We start from the raw sequence: 21,146 nt of genomic DNA, 5'->3' as shown, positions 1-21,146 counted from the left end.
TCTTATGTTTTGAACCCCTATGGGTCGTTAGCTCAGCTGGTAGAGCAGCGGACTTTTAATCCGTTGGTCCCGCGTTCGAATCGCGGACGACCCACCAAATTCGTAAAAAAGCCTATCATATTTGATAGGCTTTTTTATTGCATAAATTTTAAATATAGAAATCTTTAATACATTACAAAGATCATAATTTAAGTTGGATTTTCAACAGGGTCCATAAATAAAGAATGAAGACAAAGAATTTTAAAAGAGTTTAAGAATTTAAGAGTTTGCAGCCGTCTTTTTTAACACATAGGACAGTTCTGGTAATGGATTTTCATTACTGAAAAACTGCTGATTAATTTTATTTGCATGAGCGATTTTATCAAGATTCATAATCAAATTATGCTGCTCATCTATATCATAAAAAAATTCAACACCATTATTGCGTCTCAAAATAATTTGATGATCTGCTTGATCATAGAACCATTGATCTTCTTGATAACGCTGGTTGGAGGCAAACATTATTTTTCCCATATACACAATACTACGATGCGCTGTGCCATCAGGCAGTAAAGTGATAATGAAATTCGCTCTGCCCTGCTGACAATCAACAAATGGATCATGACAATCTATTTCAACTTGGTAACGGCCAATATAAGGTTGTGCTTCATCGATCAATAAGGGTTTGACCTGTGCTTCTTGAGCTTTTGGCAAGGTTGCCTTACCCGCCAAATCCGTCAGTTTATTTTTGATTTCTGGATTGTGTTGTAAGGGATAGCCTGAATTTTCTACAGACTCGACTGCAGATGAGACGTCTGAGTTATGACAAGCACATAACATGAGACTGGTTAACAAACACACCCAAGGAGATATTTTCATAAAGGCATCATTAAAAAAACCATCGGATATCAACAGATTAAATCACTAACTTTTTCTTCAATTAAATTATATATCAATGGCTTATATTGTTACCAATTCGAATATGCGATAGGTCTGACAGAATATTTCAATAGGCTTATGAATATCACTGAAAATCATAATCAATTTTGTAACTTACACAATTTTACATTTTTTGAGCAGATTTACCTTTTAATATCCCATTAACATCTCCATTAATTATTCATAGCTTGATGATATTTTGTTGTTTCAAGCATCTATTTAAATTTCAGGTTTTAAGGAGACCTTAATGGCCAATGTTGGTTTATATCGCTCTAATCGCCACAACATGATTGCAGGGGTTATGGGTGGTATTGCTGAACGTTTTGGTTGGAATGCCAATTTACTGCGCATTATTTTTGTGATTGTTTCCCTTATGAGCGCCGCATTCCCCGGTATTCTCGTGTATTTAATATTGTGGTTGATCATGCCTAAACAAACGATTCGACATGATCCACTGTCTAATCATTCAGCACCGATAAGAACTGTAAATCAGGATTAATTTTTTAGTTTTCTTTTCCTGTTGTTCGCCTCTTTATGTTAAGTATTAGCTACTTCATCTCCCTCCAAGATGTCGTAGCTTTTTTGTCTTCAATCTTAATTCGTCTTTTAATTATTAATTCTTCTTGTAATAGTTAAGTTGTCTTTTAATGGTTCATTCGTCTTTTACTTGTTGAATTAATTGTTGATTTAATGCCGCGATCATATCTGCACGACTGATAATACCGACCATTTTCTGATGATCAACAACTGGAATATAATTAAAAGATCGCTCTACGAAGTACGGGATCAAATCCTCAATACGTTGCTCTGACTTAACCGTTACAACCTGTCGAACCATGATGTGTTCAACTTTATATTTCCATGTGCTTCTTAAGTCAGCGGATTGTTTAAACCACTCAACCACTTCATAAAGTGCCAGCGTTCCTACCAATTGATTTTCATCATTAATCACAGGTAGGCTCATCAGATTCATGTCTTTAAATTTATTGAGTGCAAGCTGAATATCGTCTTCCTGATTCAAACTCACCACGTGACTGCTCATAATGTCGCGGCACATATAGACAGAATTCTGTCTTAAATTTGCTTTGGCTTGTGCTTCTAAAATTATTTTTTGTAAATCATATTCACTGATATCTAACAGCTCAGTTTGCTGATCCAATACCTCTTGAATATCTTTGGGTTGGATACTGACTTTCTGAGTAGGCGTTGGATCTGTTGTACGCTGATTAATTTGTGCAACGTGTGGATATTGCCGATCACACAATCGATTAAATACGATGGCAACAACCAACAGTAAAATCGAATTGAGTAAGACTGGATAGAATAAAAAATAATATCCCAAGTCATGTACAGCACTTCCACCTAAAACGGCGGTAATGGCAACTGCACCACTGGGCGGATGCAGTGAGTCTGTGCTCATCATTATCACAATCGAGATCGCTACAGCAGTACTAAAAGCTAAACTCAGATTCGGAATAAGATGATAGCAAAGCACGCCAACGAGGGCTGCAATACTATTTCCAACCACAATATTCCATGGCTGTGATAAAGGACTTGCAGGCACAGCAAATAGCAAAATTGCTGAGGCTCCCATCGGCGCAATATACCATGGGTTAATCTCGCCTAAGACCCACCAACTGATACATGATGATATAAGCAAGCCAATAAACGCCCCCACACTACAAATAATTCGCTCGCTTAAAGGCAATAATTTAAAGTTTGGTTTTAGGACATTTAACCATTCAATTTTTGAGTGAAACACAACTTTCCTATTCATTACTTAAAAACTTTGGGGGATTATAAAACGATTTAATTTTTAAGATGTATTTATTATGCATTTGAAAGAAACAACTCAAATCAGCGTGATTTGAGTTGTTTGTATTGAAAATAAAAGACGAAAACCAATGATCAAAATGGACGATTAAAATATAGAAATCTATAACGATCCTTAACGGTCCTCAGTTTTATCAATCGACTTATTAAGATTTGACACCTACCCACGCCATTTTATGAGGAATTGCTTGCAATTGAATACGCTGTTTAATGCTACCTGTTTTCAGATCGACATGGATCACTGAATTATTTTGAGTATCATTTAAGAAAACCTCATCCAATTGGCCATGCATCACCAATTGCGTTTTGTTCAAGTTTTCAGGTTGAATACTTAAAACCGGAGTACGGAATGTGATATCCCAAGTTTGAGCATCAAAGATATTCAAAGTCCCCGTGCTGTCCAAAACCACGAAATACTTTCCTGTCGCACTATAGCTTTGCTTTAAGCGTTTGGTTTCAGGTTGATTTATCCACTTTATTTGATTAATTGATTTTTTGGCGGCATCAATTACAAATAAATCAGGTGAAGCCGAAGAAATCCCGACCAAATTCAACGCATTTGGATGGCCCACAAGCGTTCCTATACGAACGTCCAATGGTAATTTAAAATCTATAAATTTCTGACCTTGTTGTTCAACTAAAAGCACACCATCCTGGCAACCAAATCCTGTAAATTTTTGAATGGATGCGGCTCCGTGCAGTCCAGGACAAGGATTAACCAGTTTTTGCTCTTCATGATAATGATCGCCATGTAACAAATAGCTTTTCACCAAACTTGGGCTTGTTGCCCCTTCAGCCACATAACTACTCAGCACCAATTCACCTAGCGGCTCTGCAACACCATGATGTTTCATCGGAATTTTTTGGCTAGCCACAAATTTCTTGGCAATATCAGCATCAGTAAAGACATCAAACTTAGAGTTTTGTGTTTCACTACCATCATAGAAAATCGCAGCCTGACCATTAAACTGTCGATAATGCGTAGGTGCAGCACCAAAGAGTTGATGATTAAGTAAGCTTGGTGTTTGTTCTACCAGCGCTCCATTATTTAAGCTTAAGCCTGAATCATAAAAATTCACTTGCCCCTGCTGGCGTGCAAGCAATACGCCATAACGATAATTTGGACTACTATAGATTTCTGAAGGTAAATGTGTCAGTAATGTCGTCTGAATGGTTTGCTTCTGAGTTAAATCATACAAACTGAGTTCTGGTCGTGTGGCATCATCATTGATGATTAAAAGTCGCCCCTGATCATTCAATGGTTTCGGTTCTGGTGTAGGTTTGACAGGCTCAGGATTCTGTTGAGCCGCGTTATTTGAATTGGATGATCCACCGCATGCTGTGAGCAGCAAACTTATGCTTAGAATTCCCAAAATAGAATGTGTGGTTTTCATATAAAAGTCCAGTTGTGATTTTATGATTATATAAATGCAATATATGTAATGTTATAACATTACATATGATTTACGATTTTAATCTTTTTAGCAAGTGCTATTGAAAAAGTCTGATTAATTATTTGTTTTCAAACTCAGAAAATCTAAGAATTTTAAAAATACAATGAGAAAGAAAAATCTTCTCTATTGGATGAATCGTTTTTAGAATCTATAAAATTATAGCTCTCAGCAGCAAGATCGAAACAAACTAAAAATGATGTGATTTACATCTTTGAACTGTATAAAAATAGAAGATTAATGAAATATTAAAATAGGATAAATACGTAAAAAAATACTGACGGATCCACTGTTGAATGCCTTGAAGTCGAATCTAGTCAAATCTCATCACTTAATAAGAACGAAGCACTTTCTCTACAAGACATTCGGCAACCACTAAAAATACACGGCAACACAATAAAAGGCGACTGAATAACGAAGACAGCATTTCATGAGGTCAATCAGCATTTAAACATAAAACACAATGTCTGCTTGAGTCGTTGTTCTTACACGTTCAGAGCGATGGGATGATTTGATTTAAGATGATTTAGAATAAAGTATTGGTTTTATCGCTTTATCTCTCACGTTAAATTGTTTTAAGCTCAGATGAAAACCGTCGAGGAAAAATCAGCATGCAGACATCAGAATGGACCACATTGGGCATTTGTATTCTTGCTGCTCTGCTTCACGGTTTAAGCGGTTTTGGTTTCCCTATGATGAGTACAGCGGTGCTGTCAAATCAATATCCGCTCAGCGTCGCAGTCACGATTGTGATTATTCCCTGTCTGGCGCTCAATTTATTAATGCTGAATGCCGACCCTCAGCATCGTTTTTTGAGCAGTATTCAATATTATTTAAAAGCATATTGGCCTTTGATTTTAAGCAGTCTGTTGGGAAGCTTAATCGGCGTTCAACTCCTTCTTTGGCTTAACGAGGGTTATTTAAAACTGCTCCTGGGCGCTGTTATCATTTTTTATGTTTTTGACCAATTTAGAACACAGCCATTTCAAACGGGACAAGGTGTTTTGAGTATGCTATGTTTTGGATTGCTTGCAGGCATTATTGGTGGCGCAACCAATGCGATGGCACCTTTTTTAATGATGTATTTACTCAGTCGACAACTCTCTAAAGTCGATATTGTCATCATCAGTAACTTAAGTTTTGTTGCCAGTAAAATAATTCAGTTATTTTTGCTCTTTCCTGTTTTGATCAGCATCAGTATCGAGCAGAAATATTTGGTAATCTGGATTACCTTATTTGCTTTGGTTGGGGTATGGATCGGCAGCAAAATTCGTCACCACTTGTCGCAACGACATTTTAAAATTTTGGTCTTGATTGCCCTTTTCGGCTTAGGCATTCAAGCCCTATGGCAGAGCATTGGGTTGTTAGAACACTCGCATCTACTGTTTAAATAGTATATTTTTAATTCATCACAAATTCATAAATCTCAAAACAACGATTAAATAAACAGCTCACGGAGGGCGATGATCTATGACTGAAAATTTAGCCACACCTACCAATGTCATGCCGAAAGGCATACTCAAAGGTTGGGTCATCCTTATTATTGCCGCGATTATTTCCTATGGGCTCTACAATGTTCTGCCTTATGATCAGAATGCCAATAAAGGGTTGGCTTTACTGACTTTTATTGCCATCTTGTGGTTAACCGAAGCGATTCACATCACCATTACCGCACTTTTGGTGCCTGTGCTTGCAGTTTTGTTTGCCATGCCGATGGCGAAAGGCGATGAGTTGATTCCCGTCACCACGCAAGCGGCTTTAGCCACCTTTGCTGACCCCATTATTTTCTTATTTTTTGGTGGCTTTGCTTTAGCAACGGCGCTACATATTCAAAAGCTCGATAAAAAAATTGCGATGTGGATTATTTCCATGTCTGGTGGTCATCTGGGTATTTCAGTAGTGGCTATTTTTGTGGTGACCGCTGTTTTGTCAATGTGGATTTCCAATACAGCCACCGCAGCCATGATGCTGCCTCTTGCTCTTGGATTGCTTTCACATTTAGATGCTTCTCGTGACCGCAAAACCTTTGTGTTTATTTTGCTTGGTATTGCTTACTCTGCAAGTATTGGTGGTTTAGGGACATTGGTCGGTTCTCCACCGAACGCAATTGCAGCCAAAGCATTGGGCTATGATTTTGCCGACTGGATGAAGATTGGCTTACCGATGATGCTAATCATTCTACCTGCCATGCTACTCAGTTTGTATTTGGTCTTACGTCCTAAGCTGAATCAAAAAGTTCAATTCGTCACTGAAGATATTCCATGGACAGGCACTCGTATTGCCACCATGATTTTGTTTGTCTGTACTGCGATGGCTTGGATTTTAAGTAAAAAATTGACTGAAAATTTTGGGATCACTCAACCCGATACCTGGATTGCAATTTTAGCAGCCTGTTTAGTGGTGATGATGGGTACTGCAAAATGGAAACAGGTCGCAGAAAATACGGACTGGGGCGTATTGTTCTTGTTTGGTGGTGGTCTGACCCTCAGTGCCATTTTGAAAGACTCAGGTAGCTCTTTGGTACTGGGTCAAACCTTGGCGAATGCTTTTGGTGATGCTTCACCTCTGGTCATCATCTTTGTGGTGGCAACGTTCATTATTTTCTTGACTGAATTTACCAGTAATACAGCCTCTGCTGCACTTTTGGTTCCTGTCTTTGCTGCAATCGCAGACCAAATGGGTATGCCAAAAGAAATCTTGGTGATCGTGATCGGGATCGGTGCTTCATGTGCCTTTATGTTACCTGTCGCAACACCTCCAAATGCAATTGTGTTTGGTACAGGACATATTCAGCAGTCTGAAATGATGAAAGTTGGTTTCCTACTCAATATCATGTGTATTTTTATCGTTTCACTGTTCATCTATTGGTTCTACCTTTAGAACTCAATATAAAAAAGCACGCGCAAGCGTGCTTTTTTATTGTTTAATCAATAGATCTCTTTCATAAGTCAAAAAATGATCATTGAATGACAATAATTGATACGTAATTATCCCTTCTCCCTTTGGGAGAAGGTTAGGATGAGGGAATACGAATAATGAGTGTGTTGAGTGAATAATGACTTTTGAAAGAAGTCTAATATCAAACCTGCCATTTGATTCAGTTATTTATTGGTAATGTATGACTCATTAAAAATGAAAAATGAAAAAAATTACGGTTCTAGCGCTTATTCATCCTCAATATTCTGTTAAACAGAAAAGAGACTTAATTTCCTGTTTATGTTTTCTCTAATCATGTCGCTGTATATTCAGTAATCAATGGTGTGATATTTAATAGCGCTACTTCGCCATAATATGTCGCAAAGGCAACATCTCCAGCATCAATCCCTGTCGCAATCCGTACTAATTTATCTACAGAAGCTAAACGCGTTGGATCGAACAAGACCCATCCCCCATCTAAATATACTTCAAAAATGGCATGAAAATCGGGAAGAAATTTCTTAATTGAAACATAGCCCACCACCATACGCGCAGGAATACCCAACGCGCGACATAAAGCGATCCCTAAATGCGCAAAATCACGACATACGCCAGCGCGCTCAACCAAAACATCAGTTGATGTTGTTTGCGCATTAGAACTGCCTGAAACATAAAAAATATTATTGTAGATCCACTGCTCAATAGCCTGAACCCGAGTATAACCAGGCGTCATCCATCCAAAAGAGCGATTCGCCATCTCTGCAATACGTTCAGCATCGCAATAACGACTACTCAGCAAATAAGGCAACACCTCATGCGGCAAATCGGCAATTGAGACTTCTTGTAAGGATTCCAGACGAGCCACAGATGCAGCAGGAGCTAATTCGACTGTTGCATGATAAGTCAATTGAAATGAATCACTGACGGGCGCATGCAAACGTAGATGACGATTTTGATGTGCAGCATCTTGATAGGAATGCCATTTGACGACAGTGTTAAAATCAAGTTGTTCAGTGACAATCACCTGTTGAGGGTGATATGCAACCTGAATCATGAAAATAAAATCTGTGGGCTGGATGATTTGGTAATGTAAGTTGCACTCAATTTTATAGGTATTCATATTCTTCTCGCCACACAGTTTGAGTGCTATTGCTTGAAGATTAAACTAATTCTCAATCGTGATTGTAATTTAATATTTTTATAATCTCGAAATTTTATAACCGAGATATTTGTACTTTTTAAAGCTATTTGTCTCTTGGTTTTTAAGATCTGTATCGCTTGCGCATCCCCCGTTTCATTTACAATTGAGATGAGAACAACGGCGTCTACGATTTCAGAATAAGGTTCATTTTTTTCAATTCTTCTGAATGTATTAACCCTTTGCCACTGTCATGCAAAATCCTTATACTTAGAGCCAATTTTTATCTCATTTTAAGTGGATGACCATGAGTCGCGCCATATCGCATATTGATACATTTCAAGGCTTAATTCTTGCCTTACAAAATTACTGGGCTGAACAAGGTTGTGTGATTTTACAACCTTACGATATGGAAATGGGCGCAGGAACCTTCCACACCGCGACTTTCCTTCGTGCGCTTGGACCAGAAACTTGGAACGCAGCTTATGTTCAACCTTCACGTCGTCCGAAAGACGGTCGTTATGGTGAGAACCCGAACCGCCTACAACACTACTATCAATTTCAAGTGGTACTTAAGCCAAACCCTGCAAATATCCAACAATTGTATTTAGATTCTTTAAAAGCGATTGGGATTGATACTTTAGTTCATGACATTCGTTTTGTAGAAGACAACTGGGAATCTCCAACACTCGGTGCTTGGGGCTTAGGTTGGGAAGTTTGGCTAAACGGTATGGAAGTAACTCAGTTCACTTACTTCCAACAAGTCGGCGGCATCGAATGCTACCCTGTGACTGGCGAAATCACTTACGGTCTTGAGCGTTTAGCCATGTACCTACAAGGCGTAGACTCAGTTTACGACTTGGTATGGACCAAAGGTCAATTTGGCACAGTAACTTATGGTGATGTGTTCCATCAAAATGAAGTGGAACAATCCACCTATAACTTCGAATATGCCAACGTTGAAAAAATGTTTGAACTATTTGATTTCTATGAAGCAGAAGCAACACGTTTAATTGAAGCTGAATTACCACTTCCTGCGTATGAGCAAGTCATTAAAGCATCTCATTGCTTTAACTTGTTAGATGCACGTGGTGCGATTTCGGTGACTGAACGTCAGCGTTATATTTTACGTGTACGTACTTTGGCGCGTTCAATTGCACAAAGCTATGTGGCTGCACGTGCGAAGCTGGGCTTCCCTATGGCAGAGCCTGAACTACGTGATGAAGTTTTAGCGCAGTTAAAAGCACAAGTTGAAGCGGACGCAAAAGAAGCATCTCAGGAGAGCAAATAATGTCTAAACATTCAGTATTGTTCGAATTGGGCTGTGAAGAATTACCGCCAAAAAGCCTTAAAAAATTACGTGATGCATTACAAGCAGAAACGGTGAAAGGCTTAAAAGATGCAGGCTTAGCGTTTGATTCTATCGAAGCCTATGCAGCTCCGCGTCGTCTTGCACTAAAAATCACCAATATTGATGCGGCACAACCTGATACTCAAAAACGTTTTGACGGCCCTGCAAAACAAGCTGCGTATGATGCCGAAGGTAACCCTTCCAAAGCTTTGGAAGGCTTTATGCGTGGTCAAGGCATTACTGCAGATCAGGTCAGCACTTTCCAAGCGGGTAAAGTTGAAAAAGTGTGCTACTTGAAAGACGTTAAAGGTCAAAGCCTTGATGTTTTATTGCCACAAATTTTACAAACTGCTTTGGATAATCTACCGATTGCAAAACGTATGCGTTCAGCGGCAAGCCGTACTGAATTCGTACGTCCTGTAAAATGGGTTGTGTTGTTAAAGGACAATGCGGTGCTTGAAGCAACGATTCAAGATACAGCGTCTGGCAATATCAGCTACGGTCACCGTTTCCATGCACCTGAAGCAATCGTTTTAGGTCACGCGCATGAATATCTGACGAAGTTAAAAGCGGCTTATGTCGTGGCAAACTTTGAAGAACGCCAAGCGATGATTGATCAACAAGTCAAAGCTTTGGCAGATGAAGTCAATGCGATTGCGATTGTGCCAAGCGATCTTCGTGATGAAGTGACCGCATTGGTCGAATGGCCTGTTGCGCTTCGTGCTAGCTTTGAAGAACGTTTCCTTGCTGTACCGCAAGAAGCGTTAATTACGACGATGCAGGACAATCAAAAGTATTTCTGCTTAGTGAATAGCGACAATAAACTTCAGCCTTACTTCATTACCGTTTCAAATATTGAGTCTAAAGATCCTGCTCAAATTATTGAAGGCAATGAGAAAGTGGTTCGTCCACGTTTGTCTGATGCGGAATTCTTCTTCTTACAAGATCAAAAGCAACCGCTTGCATCGCGTAAAGAAAAATTAGCCAATATGGTTTTCCAAGCACAATTGGGTACACTTTGGAATAAATCTGAACGTATTGCGAAACTGGCTGTGGCGTTATCGAACATTACAGGTGCAAACCCTGCTGATGCTGAAAAAGCGGCGCTACTTGCAAAATGTGATTTAACCTCTGAACTTGTGGGTGAATTCCCTGAGCTTCAAGGGATCGCTGGAACGTATTACGCACGTCTTGAAGGCGAAAATAACGAAGTTGCAGAAGCATTGGGTGAGCAATATCTACCTAAATTTGCTGGTGATGTTTTACCTAAAACTAAAACGGGTACAACGATCGCACTTGCAGACCGTTTAGATACGCTCACAGGTATTTTTGGTATTGGTCAAGCACCGACAGGTTCGAAAGATCCGTTTGCGCTACGTCGTTCTGCGATTGGTATCTTACGTTTAGTGACTGAAAATGAATTAGACGTGTCTATTGAAGAACTGATCAAACTTGCTTTAGCCGCTTATAGCGATGTTGTAAAAGATCACGACAAAACTTTAGCTGATGCTGTGAACTTCCTTGAAGGTCGCTACCGTGCGAAGTATGAAGATCAAGGCGTTGCGGTTGATGTGATTCAAGCCGTTCAAGCCTTGTCACCAAAATCACCTCTTGATTTTGATAAGCGTGTGAATGCAGTCAATCACTTCCGTGCCTTGCCTGAAGCTGCTGCTCTTGCTGCTGCAAATAAACGTGTTGCGAATATTTTGGCGAAAGAAGCTGCGCCTACAGGTGCTGTGGTTGAAGCAAACTTGGTTGAAGATGTTGAAAAAGCATTATTCGCTGAACTTGCGAGAATCACGCCAATCGTTGCGCCATTATTTGCTGCTAAAGATTACACCGCTGCATTGTCTATGCTTGCAGCACTTCGTGCACCTGTCGATGCATTCTTTGAAGGTGTGATGGTTATGGCGGATGATGCTGAGTTAAAAGCCAATCGTTTACGTATGCTTGCACAGCTTCGTGACTTGTTCACGAAAGTTGCGGATATTTCGGTGTTGCAGCATTAAGTTATAAGTTTGAAAAAAACCCGCTTTAAAGCGGGTTTTCTATTTTAAATAACTCAGTATAGTGATACGTAATAATATCAATTTAATTTTTTAATTATGAAAATAATCTATTTATGTATACCACTCTTAATCATGGCTGGATGCGGAACACAACCCATTCATTCACATCAGGAATCAAATAACGCTTCTAAGAGCAATCCTCAGCCTCATTCGGTGATAAAAAAAACCAACTTTATAATGAGTGACGATATTCAATCTAAAAATATTGATGGAGAATTAGTTCTTACTAAGCACGAAAATCACTGCCAGCTCGATAAAGTGTTTTTATATCCAGATCAATTAAATGTTATTTATCGCTACACTTTTAAGAATAATAAGCTCATTTCAGCCTCAACAATCATGCCTGATGAGCGTGACAACCTAAAGATGACAAGCACTTGGAATGATCCTGAATATTCTCAAACCATTGAAAGCTTTATTGCTACTAAACAATTTTTTTCAGATGCTGAACTTAAACAATGTAATTTTACATAAATCTAAAATATCGATCTATCGGTTCAATTAGATAATCCGTATTGCGGATATTTCAATATTGCAGACTTAAGCTAAATCATTGAAATAAAAATAAAAATAAAATCCTGCTTAAATAATTGAATGATTTTTATTAAAATTTATTATGCAAAATTTAGAAATATATCTTATTAATTTATTCATGATTGGAGAGATTTTTTCGGATTCTCCACATGGTGGTTTTATCAAAGATACTACTAAAATTGAATGTGATAATTTTATTTTTGAATTCAAACAACATGATATAAATCTGAAACAAAAAAAATTTATTAATGAAACCAGAATTACTACAACCGTGACGGTTCATAATATTAAAGATAGTCAACTCAAGGCTATTTTAAGTATTGTTGATGATCTATGTTGGTTACTTTCATTTGCTCTACAATCACCTATTCATCGTCAAAGTTACAAAATCAACTCTAGGGCTAAAAACTCAATTAACTGTTCAGAGTATACGATCAATCCTCCTAATTATATTATTGAAAATAGAGGTCAATACATTCGACAATTTATAGAACAAGTTTATCCAACATTTAAAAAACTAAAATCATCTAGAGAGTTAACCGTTGTATTTGGATACCTTCTAGAAATCAATCAGCCTAAACTAGCAGTTGAAACAAAACTTATTATTTCTTATGTGCTCATAGAACAGCTAAAAAGAACATATGCTGAAATGCTTGGATATATCAATAATGGCAACCGATTTGAACATCCAGAATATCCTGATCTAGAGGCTCGTCCTGAAGATATAGAAAATTACAAACCTTTTCAGTCTAGAAATAATTTTATTTATCGACATAAGCAATTTGGGAAGTGTGGTTCAAACGAAATGATTAAACGAGTATTTGAGCATGTCAATATTTCGCGAGAAGAAACTAAAAATATTATAGAGAAAAGAAATCAAATGATTCATGAAGGCCTTCTTTTACCCTTTGGAGATAAAAACTATATGGTTCAAGCCATTAAAGATTTTCACAGCGTTAATAATTTATTACGAGAATATTTACTAAATATTCTAAATTATAAAGGTGAGTATTATTTAAGTAGTGATCGCTTATCTAGCTCAGTATGTATTTTATAAATGATTTCAATCACAATCAAAATATCGATTATTTTTAACAAAAGTAATTAACAATCTACAATTAAAAAATCCATATCTTCTCAATAGATTGTATAAAATCAATTTATTAAATTAATTTTCAGAGAATATGTAATGCATTTTAAAATACTTTTAACAACTTTTTTAATAGCTCTCACTCTCACCGCTTGCTCGACTACTCCAACCAATCCAACCGCCCCTGTTGTTCTAGAACAACACAAAAACATCTCGGCTCAACCAGAAACCAAACATAATATTGCCCGACTCATCAAACAATCAGACAACTGCGTCATTGAGTTCACAGGCAACTTTGAAACGGGTAAGGCCACAGAACACTGGATCTTTAAAGGCGATCAACTCATCTCAGCCTTTTCCAACGTTGATGCGGACGTTGAAAATAAACAAACCGTATTTGACCCACAAGATGCTGAAAAACTAGCTAACTTCAATATGCTCAAGAAAAACTTTAAGTCATCCAATTTGGAAAAATGTATTTAAGACTTAGAAATGCACTGCTTTTTAATCTTTAAAGGATTCAAGATAATCCAAAAGCAGTGCTGACAGATATTTATTGAACATTGAGGCCGTCGATTGATAGACCCATCTATATAAACTGAAGAGAATAAGCTCTCCCTCTAACACTACGCAAATCTTAAAAACCTTACATTTGAACTCTTAAAAAGATCCTATTCATGCTTAAGATCGCTCTAAGTTTTTATATACAATACGATTCTAATTTTTGTAACGAAATATTAATAAATTTTAAGTAAATGATTTTTATGATTTATATACAAAGCCATGTAATGTTATTACAGCGTATTTACTTGATATAGTTCACATATTCTAAAGGGGCAAATGTGTGAAACGTTCTCGCATTTTCATTACAGTCTTATTCAGCTTGTTTATGTTCCAAAGTATGTGGAATGTAGCTGCGGCTTTCTGTACCCATGAAAATAGCCAGACCACTCAAAAAACCTTTCATTTTGGTCATCATATTTCGTCTCATGTCCATTTTAATGAATCGACGTCTGAAACTAAAAGTGCGCATGCAATTTCAATTGAACAAAACCAAAATGATGATCATAGCGATCATTTACCCTCTTTTGCTCATCTGTTGCTTTTAGAAGATCGAAGTGCTGTAAAGCCCCATCATTCTGTTTTTTCGAATAACAAACCTAATTTTGATTGGCACAATTTTTACCAATCCCCACATCTCGCTTTTCTGAATCCCCCACCGAACTTCACCCCGCTATAGGTGGGGTAGCCTAAAATTTTCTCACCACTAATTTTTTCAATTTAGTGGAATAAGATCATGTCAAAAATAATCATGCTTGCTCAGGCGCAAGTGAACCGTAAATCGAGTTTTCAACTTAAACACTCATATTTAAGTGCGGCGATGCTCTCCCTTTTTTTGGGTATATCCCAGATGAGTTGGGCTGAAACCAACACCAGTAAAGCAACGAGTTTAAATGCCATTATTGGTCAAGTTGAAGACTTTCAAAACCGTCAAAATGTTTGGCAAACGCAAGAGCAGATTGCCAATCTGAATGTCAAAAATGCTGGCTTATGGGACAACCCAAGTCTTTCTATCGAACAAACGGGTTTTGATTCAAAGAAAGATCAAGAATTAGCGATGACGATTTCGCAACGTTTAGATATTTTTGGAGAACGTAAAGCCCAAAAAAGTGTAGCGAAAATATCGCAACAACAGGTGTCTTTAAAACAACAAATCTATGCAACCAAATTAAAACTGGTGGTCAAGCACGCATGGTCGCAAGTGGCCATTTTGACCTTGGAAAAAGCCCTACTTCAAGAACAATTACAGCTGAGTCAAGAAAGTCTAAATGCTGCTCAAAATCGATATTTAGCAGGCAGTATTGCGCAAGTGGATGTCGATCGCGTTCGAATGCTGCATCTTGAAAATCAACGATTAGCAACGCAAAGCCAACTCCAACTGAACTTGGCGCAACAACAACTCAGTCACCTGTGGGGTGAGTCTAATCGCCCGATTAATATTGAATTGAGTGCTCAAAATTTATGGCCTAAAAATGTTCAAAATCAGATTACTGAAAACCTATCCCAAAATGTTTTCCAGCAGTCTTTGCAAATGGATGTCCAAATCAACCAAGCGAATCTTGACTACTTAAAGGCGAAAGCTCGTCCGAATCCAACCCTGAGTTTAGGCCTCAATCGAATCAAATCGCCTGAAGCAAAAACTGACAATCAGACAATGTTGGGGATTGAAATTCCGTTAAATATTTTTAATCGCAATCAATACAGAATTCAAATTGCGCAAGCGCAGCAAAATGCGTTATCCAGCCAGCAACAGCTTTATGCACAACAAAATCAGCTGTCTATTCAAAGTTTAGTGGACGAAATTTTAGGACTGGAACAACAATTCCAACAACTGGAACAAAGTCAGATTCCGCTTGCCGCGCAAGTACAGCAACGCATGTTGGCAGGTTTTCGCGCCGGTAAATTCAATATCTCAGATGTACAACAAGCCACTCAGCAAATTCAAGACATTCGCATGCGCAAAATCCAATTGCTTAAAGATGGTTGGCAACGCGCCATTGATGTCGAAAGTTTAAGTATCGGTATCGACAGTAGTGAAATCACAGCGAAGGATGCCATTTTTACAATCAATCAAAGTACTTGGGCTGAATTACAAGCATTGCCTGTGATTGGTGGAGGAAACTAACATGAAAAATAATAATCACATCCCGAACGGTAAAACGTCACAAAAAGTGTTGATTTTTTTAGCACTGATCATCACCACTATATTGGCTTTTTTTCTGTTCTTTTCAGGCAAATCTAAAAATGCTGCACCAAATGGACACGGAGATGAAACTGAAAATGCAGAAAAAAGTAAAATAACGTCAGAGGCTCAAGCTGAAGGTAATGAAACAGCTGAAAGTCATGAAGACACTGAAGAAGACGGCATTCTACATTTAACTGCACAACAAATAGCTGAACAAGGAATTCAATTGGCAGCAACAGAACTTGGACAAGTGTCTCAAGTTGTTTCTTATCCAGCGAAATTAATGGCAAATACTGACCGCCAAGCGCACGTCTCCCCAAACTTTAGTGGTCGTGTTGAAGCAGTCCAAGTCGAATTAGGCCAAGCGGTAAAAAAAGGACAAGTCTTAGCCAGCCTATTTGTTCCAGAACTGGTTGATCAACAATCTAACCTACAAATTGCACAATCCAGTTTAAATTTGGCGCAACAAGACTATGCGCGTGAACAAAAACTTTGGTCACAAGGCGTTTCCGCAAAGCAAGATTTTCAGCGTGCTTCCAACGCTGTCGAACAAGCAAGAATTCAGGTTCAAACGGCGCGTTCACGTTTGTCTGCTTATGGCGCAAGTCCAAACTCACGTGGTCGCTACAACTTAATTGCGCCTATTTCAGGTGTGATTAGTCAAAAAGACATTGTGGTAGGAGAAAATGTGCAAACTGCGACGCAGCTTTTTATCATTAACCAACTGGATCAACTGTGGTTAGAATTTATTTTACCCAGCGAAGAATTTGACCCAACGCTATTAAATCAAGAAGTGAAATTTAAGTCGCTGCAAACCAATAAAACCTATAAAGCCAAAATCCAAACGCTCAACACAGAGGCCGATCAACAAACTGGACGTTTGCAAGTGCGCGCCAAAGTGATTTCAGATACAACCGAGCTGCGCCCAAATTTAATGGTCAATGTAGAGCTGAATAAAACAAAGCCAGGTCTAAGTTTAAGAGTTTTAAAAACCGCGATTCAACAAATTGAGCAGAAAAATGTCATTTTTGTTGCCACGCAAACAGGTAAGCAATTTGAATTCAAAGCACAAAATGTAGAGTTGGGAGAAGTTTCAGCAGACGGCCAATGGATTGCGCTTAAAAGTGGCCTGAAGCAAGGTCAAACTTACGTGGCTCAAGGCAGCTTCTTACTTAAATCTGAAATGGAAAAAGGAGAAGCGAGTCATGGACATTAATCAGTCTAAAACTCCAACCCCAGAAAACCATGACCATTTGCCAGCACCAGAAGGGTTATTTGATCGAATTATTCAGTTTTCTATTCGCAATGCCATTTGGGTCATGCTCTTTGCCTGTGCTTGGATTGCAGTAGGAGTATGGAGTTATCAAAAACTTCCGATCGATGCTGTGCCTGACATCACCAATGTTCAAGTTCAAATCAATACCCCTGCCAATGGTTTTACCGCATTAGAAGTAGAGCAACGAATTACCTACCCGATTGAAACCTCAATGGCGGGTTTACCCAAGCTAGAACAGACGCGTTCGATTTCACGCTATGGCTTATCCCAAGTCACCATTATTTTTAAAGATGGGACGGATATTTATTGGGCTCGACAGTTGATTAATCAACGCTTGCAAGAAGCCAAAGAAGCATTACCTGATGATATTTCACCGACCATGTCTCCAGTTTCCACAGGCTTGGGAGAGATTTATCAATGGGTGGTTAAAGCTGACCCGAATGCCAAAAAGCCGGATGGAACTGCCTATAGCGCAATGGATTTACGTGAAATTCAAGATTGGATTATACGTCCGCAACTTCAACGTGTTGCAGGTGTAGCAGAAATCAACAGTATTGGTGGATTTAACAAAACCTATGTGGTTGCACCCGACTTAAACCGTTTGCAACAGTTACAAATTCCACTCACCGATTTACAAACAGCTTTGACTGAAAATAACGAAAATCGGGGTGCAGGATTTATTGAAAACAATGGTGAACAACTGACAGTACGCGTGCCCGGCACTTTGAATAGTCTTGAAGATATTCGCAACATGGCTATTTCCAATAAAAATGGTTTCCCGATTCGAGTCTCTGATGTCGCAACCGTTTCTATTGGTCATGATTTAAGAACAGGTGGAGCGACATTAAACGGCGAAGAAACCGTACTCGGTATCGCCATGATGATGATGGGTGAAAACAGCCGAACAGTTGCGAAAGCAATTGATGAAAAGATAAAGAGTATTCAACCGACTTTACCCAAAGGCATTATGGTCGAAACAGTGTATGACCGTACCGATTTGGTTGAACGTGCGATCACAACGGTACAGAAAAATTTGGTTGAAGGCGCAATTTTAGTCATTATTATTCTGTTCTTATTCTTAGGTAATTTTCGTGCAGCCCTGATCACAGCCTGTGTCATTCCGCTGTCGATGCTCTTTACCTTAACAGGAATGGCTGAACAAAAAATCAGTGCGAATTTAATGAGTTTAGGTGCACTCGATTTTGGGATCATTGTCGATGGTGCGGTGGTCATTGTTGAAAACTGTATTCGTCGAATCGCTGAAGCTCAGCATTTAAAAGGTCGAATATTAACCCGTGCTGAACGCTTCAAAGAGGTTTTTCTCGCTGCTCAACAAGCACGACGCCCATTAATTTTCGGTCAACTCATTATTCTCGTGGTGTATCTGCCTATATTTGCATTATCAGGCGTAGAGGCGAAGTTGTTTCATCCTATGGCAATGACCGTGGTACTCGCGCTAATCGCTGCCATTATTTTATCCATCACTTTCGTTCCTGCTGCTGTTGCACTCTTTGTAACTGGAGAAGTAAAAGAAAAAGAAAGCCGTTGGATGTTATGGCTGAAGCGAAAATACGAAATGCTTTTAAACTGGGTCTATAACTTTAAAGCTTTTGTACTGACCTTAGCCGTATGTATTCTAGTACTCACCGGTATTTTATCCTTACAAATCGGGAGCGAGTTTTCACCTCAATTAAGTGAAGGTGATTTTGCTGTTCAGCAAATGCGTTCCCCTAGCACAGGTTTGGAACAGTCACTTAGAATGCAAGAAAATACGGAAAAGTTACTCCTCAAAGAGTTCCCAGAAATTAAAGCCATCTTTGCACGTACAGGAACAGCCGAAGTGGCAACTGATGTCATGCCACCCAACATTTCAGATGGTGTCATCTTATTGAATCCCCGTGAGAAATGGAAAAACCCCAAAGAAAGCATTGATGCTTTGCGTACTCGTATGCAAGAATTTCTAGCGACTTTTCCGGGCAATAATAGTGAGTTTTCTCAACCGATCGAATTACGTTTTAATGAATTAATTTCAGGTATTCGTAGCGATGTTGGTGTGAAAATTTTCGGGGATGATATGGATATTTTGAATCAGGAAGCACAGCGACTGTCTCAAAAAATTTCGGCTATTCCTGGGGCAAGTGCAGTCAAAATTGAACAAACCAGTGGTTTGCCCTTGCTTAATATTGAAATCGATAAAGCACTTGCAGCGCAATACGGTCTCTCTGTGAAGAGTATTCAAGACTTAGTAGCCAGTGGTGTGGGTGGTCAAAGTGTTGGGCAAATTTTACAAGGCGATCGCCGCTTTGATTTTGTGATTCGCTTAGATGAATCGCAACGTACACCTGAACAATTGGCTGTACTCCCCATTCAGCTTCCGAACGGCGGTTTAATCCAGCTTAAAGATGTTGCTCGGGTTGAAAACATTTTGGGTATTAACCAAGTGAGCCGTGAAAATGGCAAAAGACGTATCGTAATTACGGCAAATGTTGAAGGACGTGACTTAGGGTCATTTGTCAGTGAACTGCAACTCAAACTTGGTAAAGAACCTTTAGCTGCTGGTTATTGGTTAGAGTATGGTGGTCAGTTTGAAAACTTGGCTTCAGCTAAAGCAAGGATGCAGGTGGTTATCCCTTTGGCACTGATCATGATTTTTGTCTTGCTCATGGCCGTGTTCCACAATATCAAAGAAAGCCTTTTGGTCTTTAGTGGTGTACCTTTTGCGTTATCGGGTGGATTGGTCATGTTGTGGCTGCGTGATATTCCATTGTCGATGTCCGCTGGTGTCGGTTTTATCGCGCTGTCGGGAGTCGCTGTGTTAAATGGCTTAGTCATGTTGACCTTTATTAAAGAATTACGCAGCAGCATGCCTTTGGCACAAGCAACATGGACAGGTGCAATTCTTCGACTCAGACCTGTACTCATGACCGCTTGTGTAGCTTCATTAGGTTTCGTACCGATGGCATTATCGACAGGAACAGGTGCTGAAGTACAACGACCTCTAGCCAGCGTAGTGATTGGTGGGATTATCTCCTCGACGCTATTAACGCTGATTTTACTTCCAGTCTTATATCGTTGGATGAATCACCGTAATGAACATCAGGCAACTCCTCACTCAGATCCAACTCATCCTGTGGAAGATGGTTCAAGTTTAGAGTCTAAATAGACTTTAAACATCTTTTTTTAATATTCATGAGACTACCCTCAAACCTTGAAAGGTTTGAGGATTTTATTTTTTGGTCGTTCGCTATCATTTAAGTCACTCTCTATCCTTTAAGTAGCTCTCTATCATTTTAAAAGTTTACCTATACATCTGATTCAGACAATCCATAAAAAAAACTATTTAAATCATCTATGTAAAATAAAAGATCATTCATCGATCATTAAGTGGCATCAATTACATAGATTGTTTCTGTGTGCAGGACTGCTGTATGATTTTTTAAGCTTTTGTGCGTGTCTATGTCCAAGACGTATTATGATCATTCAAATCAGTAGCTCAATTGTGCGGACTTTCCTGTGCTGAATTTGTGCTTATACGCTCATCGTTGAATCCATCTTCATTGATGTACAACATTGCTAAGAAGACAGTAACTCAAGCTAAACCATTCGATGTAGGGTAAGAAGGATTGAGTTTCGTGGTTTAAGTCTTAATCATTCATTTGGTGATTGTTCGTGATGAGCTCGAAAATGTTGAATCTATGATTTTATAATTTTCGGCTTTAAGATTTTTTATTTTTGAAAGCTGAATGAAATAACTGACAGATCACTTATATTAAAGCGTTGATCTTAAAGTCGAATAATCTCGTCCAACAACGTTGAGTCACGAA

16 protein-coding genes and 1 tRNA gene are annotated in these 21,146 nt (G+C 38.7%); 13 read left to right on the top strand and 4 right to left on the bottom strand.

The annotated features are described in order from the left end of the window. The first annotated feature begins 21 nt into the window (after window positions 1–21). Window positions 22–97 (top strand) — tRNA-Lys (locus tag V5M36_RS02100). Between the two features lie 161 nt (window positions 98–258). Here V5M36_RS02100 and V5M36_RS02095 read toward each other — a convergent pair. After that, window positions 259–858, bottom strand: a complete 600-nt coding sequence (locus V5M36_RS02095; RefSeq protein ID WP_338561530.1) for a hypothetical protein — start codon at window positions 856–858, stop codon at window positions 259–261. A gap of 307 nt (window positions 859–1,165) precedes the next feature. Between V5M36_RS02095 and V5M36_RS02090 the strand changes: the two genes are divergently transcribed. Continuing rightward, window positions 1,166–1,417 carry a PspC domain-containing protein gene (locus V5M36_RS02090; protein ID WP_338561528.1) on the top strand — a complete coding sequence of 84 codons (252 nt, stop codon included), beginning with the start codon at window positions 1,166–1,168 and terminating at the stop codon, window positions 1,415–1,417. Window positions 1,418–1,570: 153 nt separating this feature from the next. Here V5M36_RS02090 and V5M36_RS02085 read toward each other — a convergent pair whose 3' ends face one another. After that, window positions 1,571–2,680, bottom strand: coding sequence for an HPP family protein (locus V5M36_RS02085; RefSeq protein WP_338561526.1), 1,110 nt, complete (start codon window positions 2,678–2,680; stop codon window positions 1,571–1,573). Between the two features lie 217 nt (window positions 2,681–2,897). Continuing rightward, window positions 2,898–4,145: a hypothetical protein gene (locus V5M36_RS02080; protein ID WP_338561524.1), complete on the bottom strand. Its 1,248-nt coding sequence runs from the start codon at window positions 4,143–4,145 to the stop codon at window positions 2,898–2,900. A 668-nt stretch (window positions 4,146–4,813) separates the two neighbouring features. Between V5M36_RS02080 and V5M36_RS02075 the strand changes: the two genes are divergently transcribed. Both V5M36_RS02075 and V5M36_RS02070 read left to right on the top strand, forming a co-directional pair. Then, window positions 4,814–5,596 carry a sulfite exporter TauE/SafE family protein gene (locus V5M36_RS02075; RefSeq protein ID WP_338561522.1) on the top strand — a complete coding sequence of 261 codons (783 nt, stop codon included), beginning with the start codon at window positions 4,814–4,816 and terminating at the stop codon, window positions 5,594–5,596. A gap of 76 nt (window positions 5,597–5,672) precedes the next feature. After that, entirely contained in the window at window positions 5,673–7,082 is a 1,410-nt protein-coding gene (locus V5M36_RS02070; RefSeq protein WP_338561520.1) for an SLC13 family permease, read from the top strand. Window positions 7,083–7,431: 349 nt separating this feature from the next. Here V5M36_RS02070 and V5M36_RS02065 read toward each other — a convergent pair whose 3' ends face one another. Then, on the bottom strand, window positions 7,432–8,238 hold the full coding sequence (locus tag V5M36_RS02065; protein ID WP_338561517.1) for a transglutaminase-like domain-containing protein: 807 nt from the start codon (window positions 8,236–8,238) through the stop codon (window positions 7,432–7,434). Window positions 8,239–8,563: 325 nt separating this feature from the next. On the opposite strand from V5M36_RS02065, the gene glyQ reads away from it, so the two are divergent. The 9 genes from glyQ (at window position 8,564) to V5M36_RS02020 (ending at window position 20,485) form a co-directional block, all read left to right on the top strand. Beyond that, window positions 8,564–9,547: a glycine--tRNA ligase subunit alpha gene (gene glyQ, locus V5M36_RS02060; RefSeq protein WP_338561515.1), complete on the top strand. Its 984-nt coding sequence runs from the start codon at window positions 8,564–8,566 to the stop codon at window positions 9,545–9,547. Further along, a complete protein-coding gene (glyS, locus tag V5M36_RS02055; RefSeq protein ID WP_338561513.1) occupies window positions 9,547–11,616 on the top strand; it encodes a glycine--tRNA ligase subunit beta in 2,070 nt (689 codons plus the stop codon). Before glyQ ends, glyS begins: the two co-directional genes overlap by 1 nt. Window positions 11,617–11,748: 132 nt before the next feature. Beyond that, window positions 11,749–12,150, top strand: coding sequence for a hypothetical protein (locus tag V5M36_RS02050; RefSeq protein WP_338561511.1), 402 nt, complete (start codon window positions 11,749–11,751; stop codon window positions 12,148–12,150). Between the two features lie 142 nt (window positions 12,151–12,292). Further along, window positions 12,293–13,267 carry a hypothetical protein gene (locus V5M36_RS02045; protein ID WP_338561510.1) on the top strand — a complete coding sequence of 325 codons (975 nt, stop codon included), beginning with the start codon at window positions 12,293–12,295 and terminating at the stop codon, window positions 13,265–13,267. Between the two features lie 132 nt (window positions 13,268–13,399). Beyond that, window positions 13,400–13,783: a hypothetical protein gene (locus V5M36_RS02040; protein WP_338561508.1), complete on the top strand. Its 384-nt coding sequence runs from the start codon at window positions 13,400–13,402 to the stop codon at window positions 13,781–13,783. 361 nt (window positions 13,784–14,144) lie between these two features. After that, entirely contained in the window at window positions 14,145–14,540 is a 396-nt protein-coding gene (locus V5M36_RS02035; RefSeq protein WP_338561506.1) for a cation efflux protein, CzcI-like, read from the top strand. Between the two features lie 57 nt (window positions 14,541–14,597). Further along, window positions 14,598–15,986 (top strand): TolC family protein, encoded by a 1,389-nt coding sequence (locus tag V5M36_RS02030; RefSeq protein WP_338561503.1) that lies wholly within the window; start codon window positions 14,598–14,600, stop codon window positions 15,984–15,986. 1 nt (window position 15,987) lies between these two features. Beyond that, window positions 15,988–17,262 (top strand): efflux RND transporter periplasmic adaptor subunit, encoded by a 1,275-nt coding sequence (locus V5M36_RS02025; protein ID WP_338561501.1) that lies wholly within the window; start codon window positions 15,988–15,990, stop codon window positions 17,260–17,262. Next, on the top strand, window positions 17,252–20,485 hold the full coding sequence (locus V5M36_RS02020; protein WP_338561499.1) for an efflux RND transporter permease subunit: 3,234 nt from the start codon (window positions 17,252–17,254) through the stop codon (window positions 20,483–20,485). The genes V5M36_RS02025 and V5M36_RS02020 overlap by 11 nt, the downstream gene beginning before the upstream one ends. Window positions 20,486–21,146 lie beyond the last annotated feature (661 nt).

It is taken from the genome of Acinetobacter sp. KS-LM10 (assembly GCF_036896575.1).
GTDB lineage: Bacteria > Pseudomonadota > Gammaproteobacteria > Pseudomonadales > Moraxellaceae > Acinetobacter > Acinetobacter avistercoris.
The sequence above is the reverse complement of the archived record's forward strand: the minus strand, read 5'-3'. Positions and strand labels throughout refer to the sequence as shown.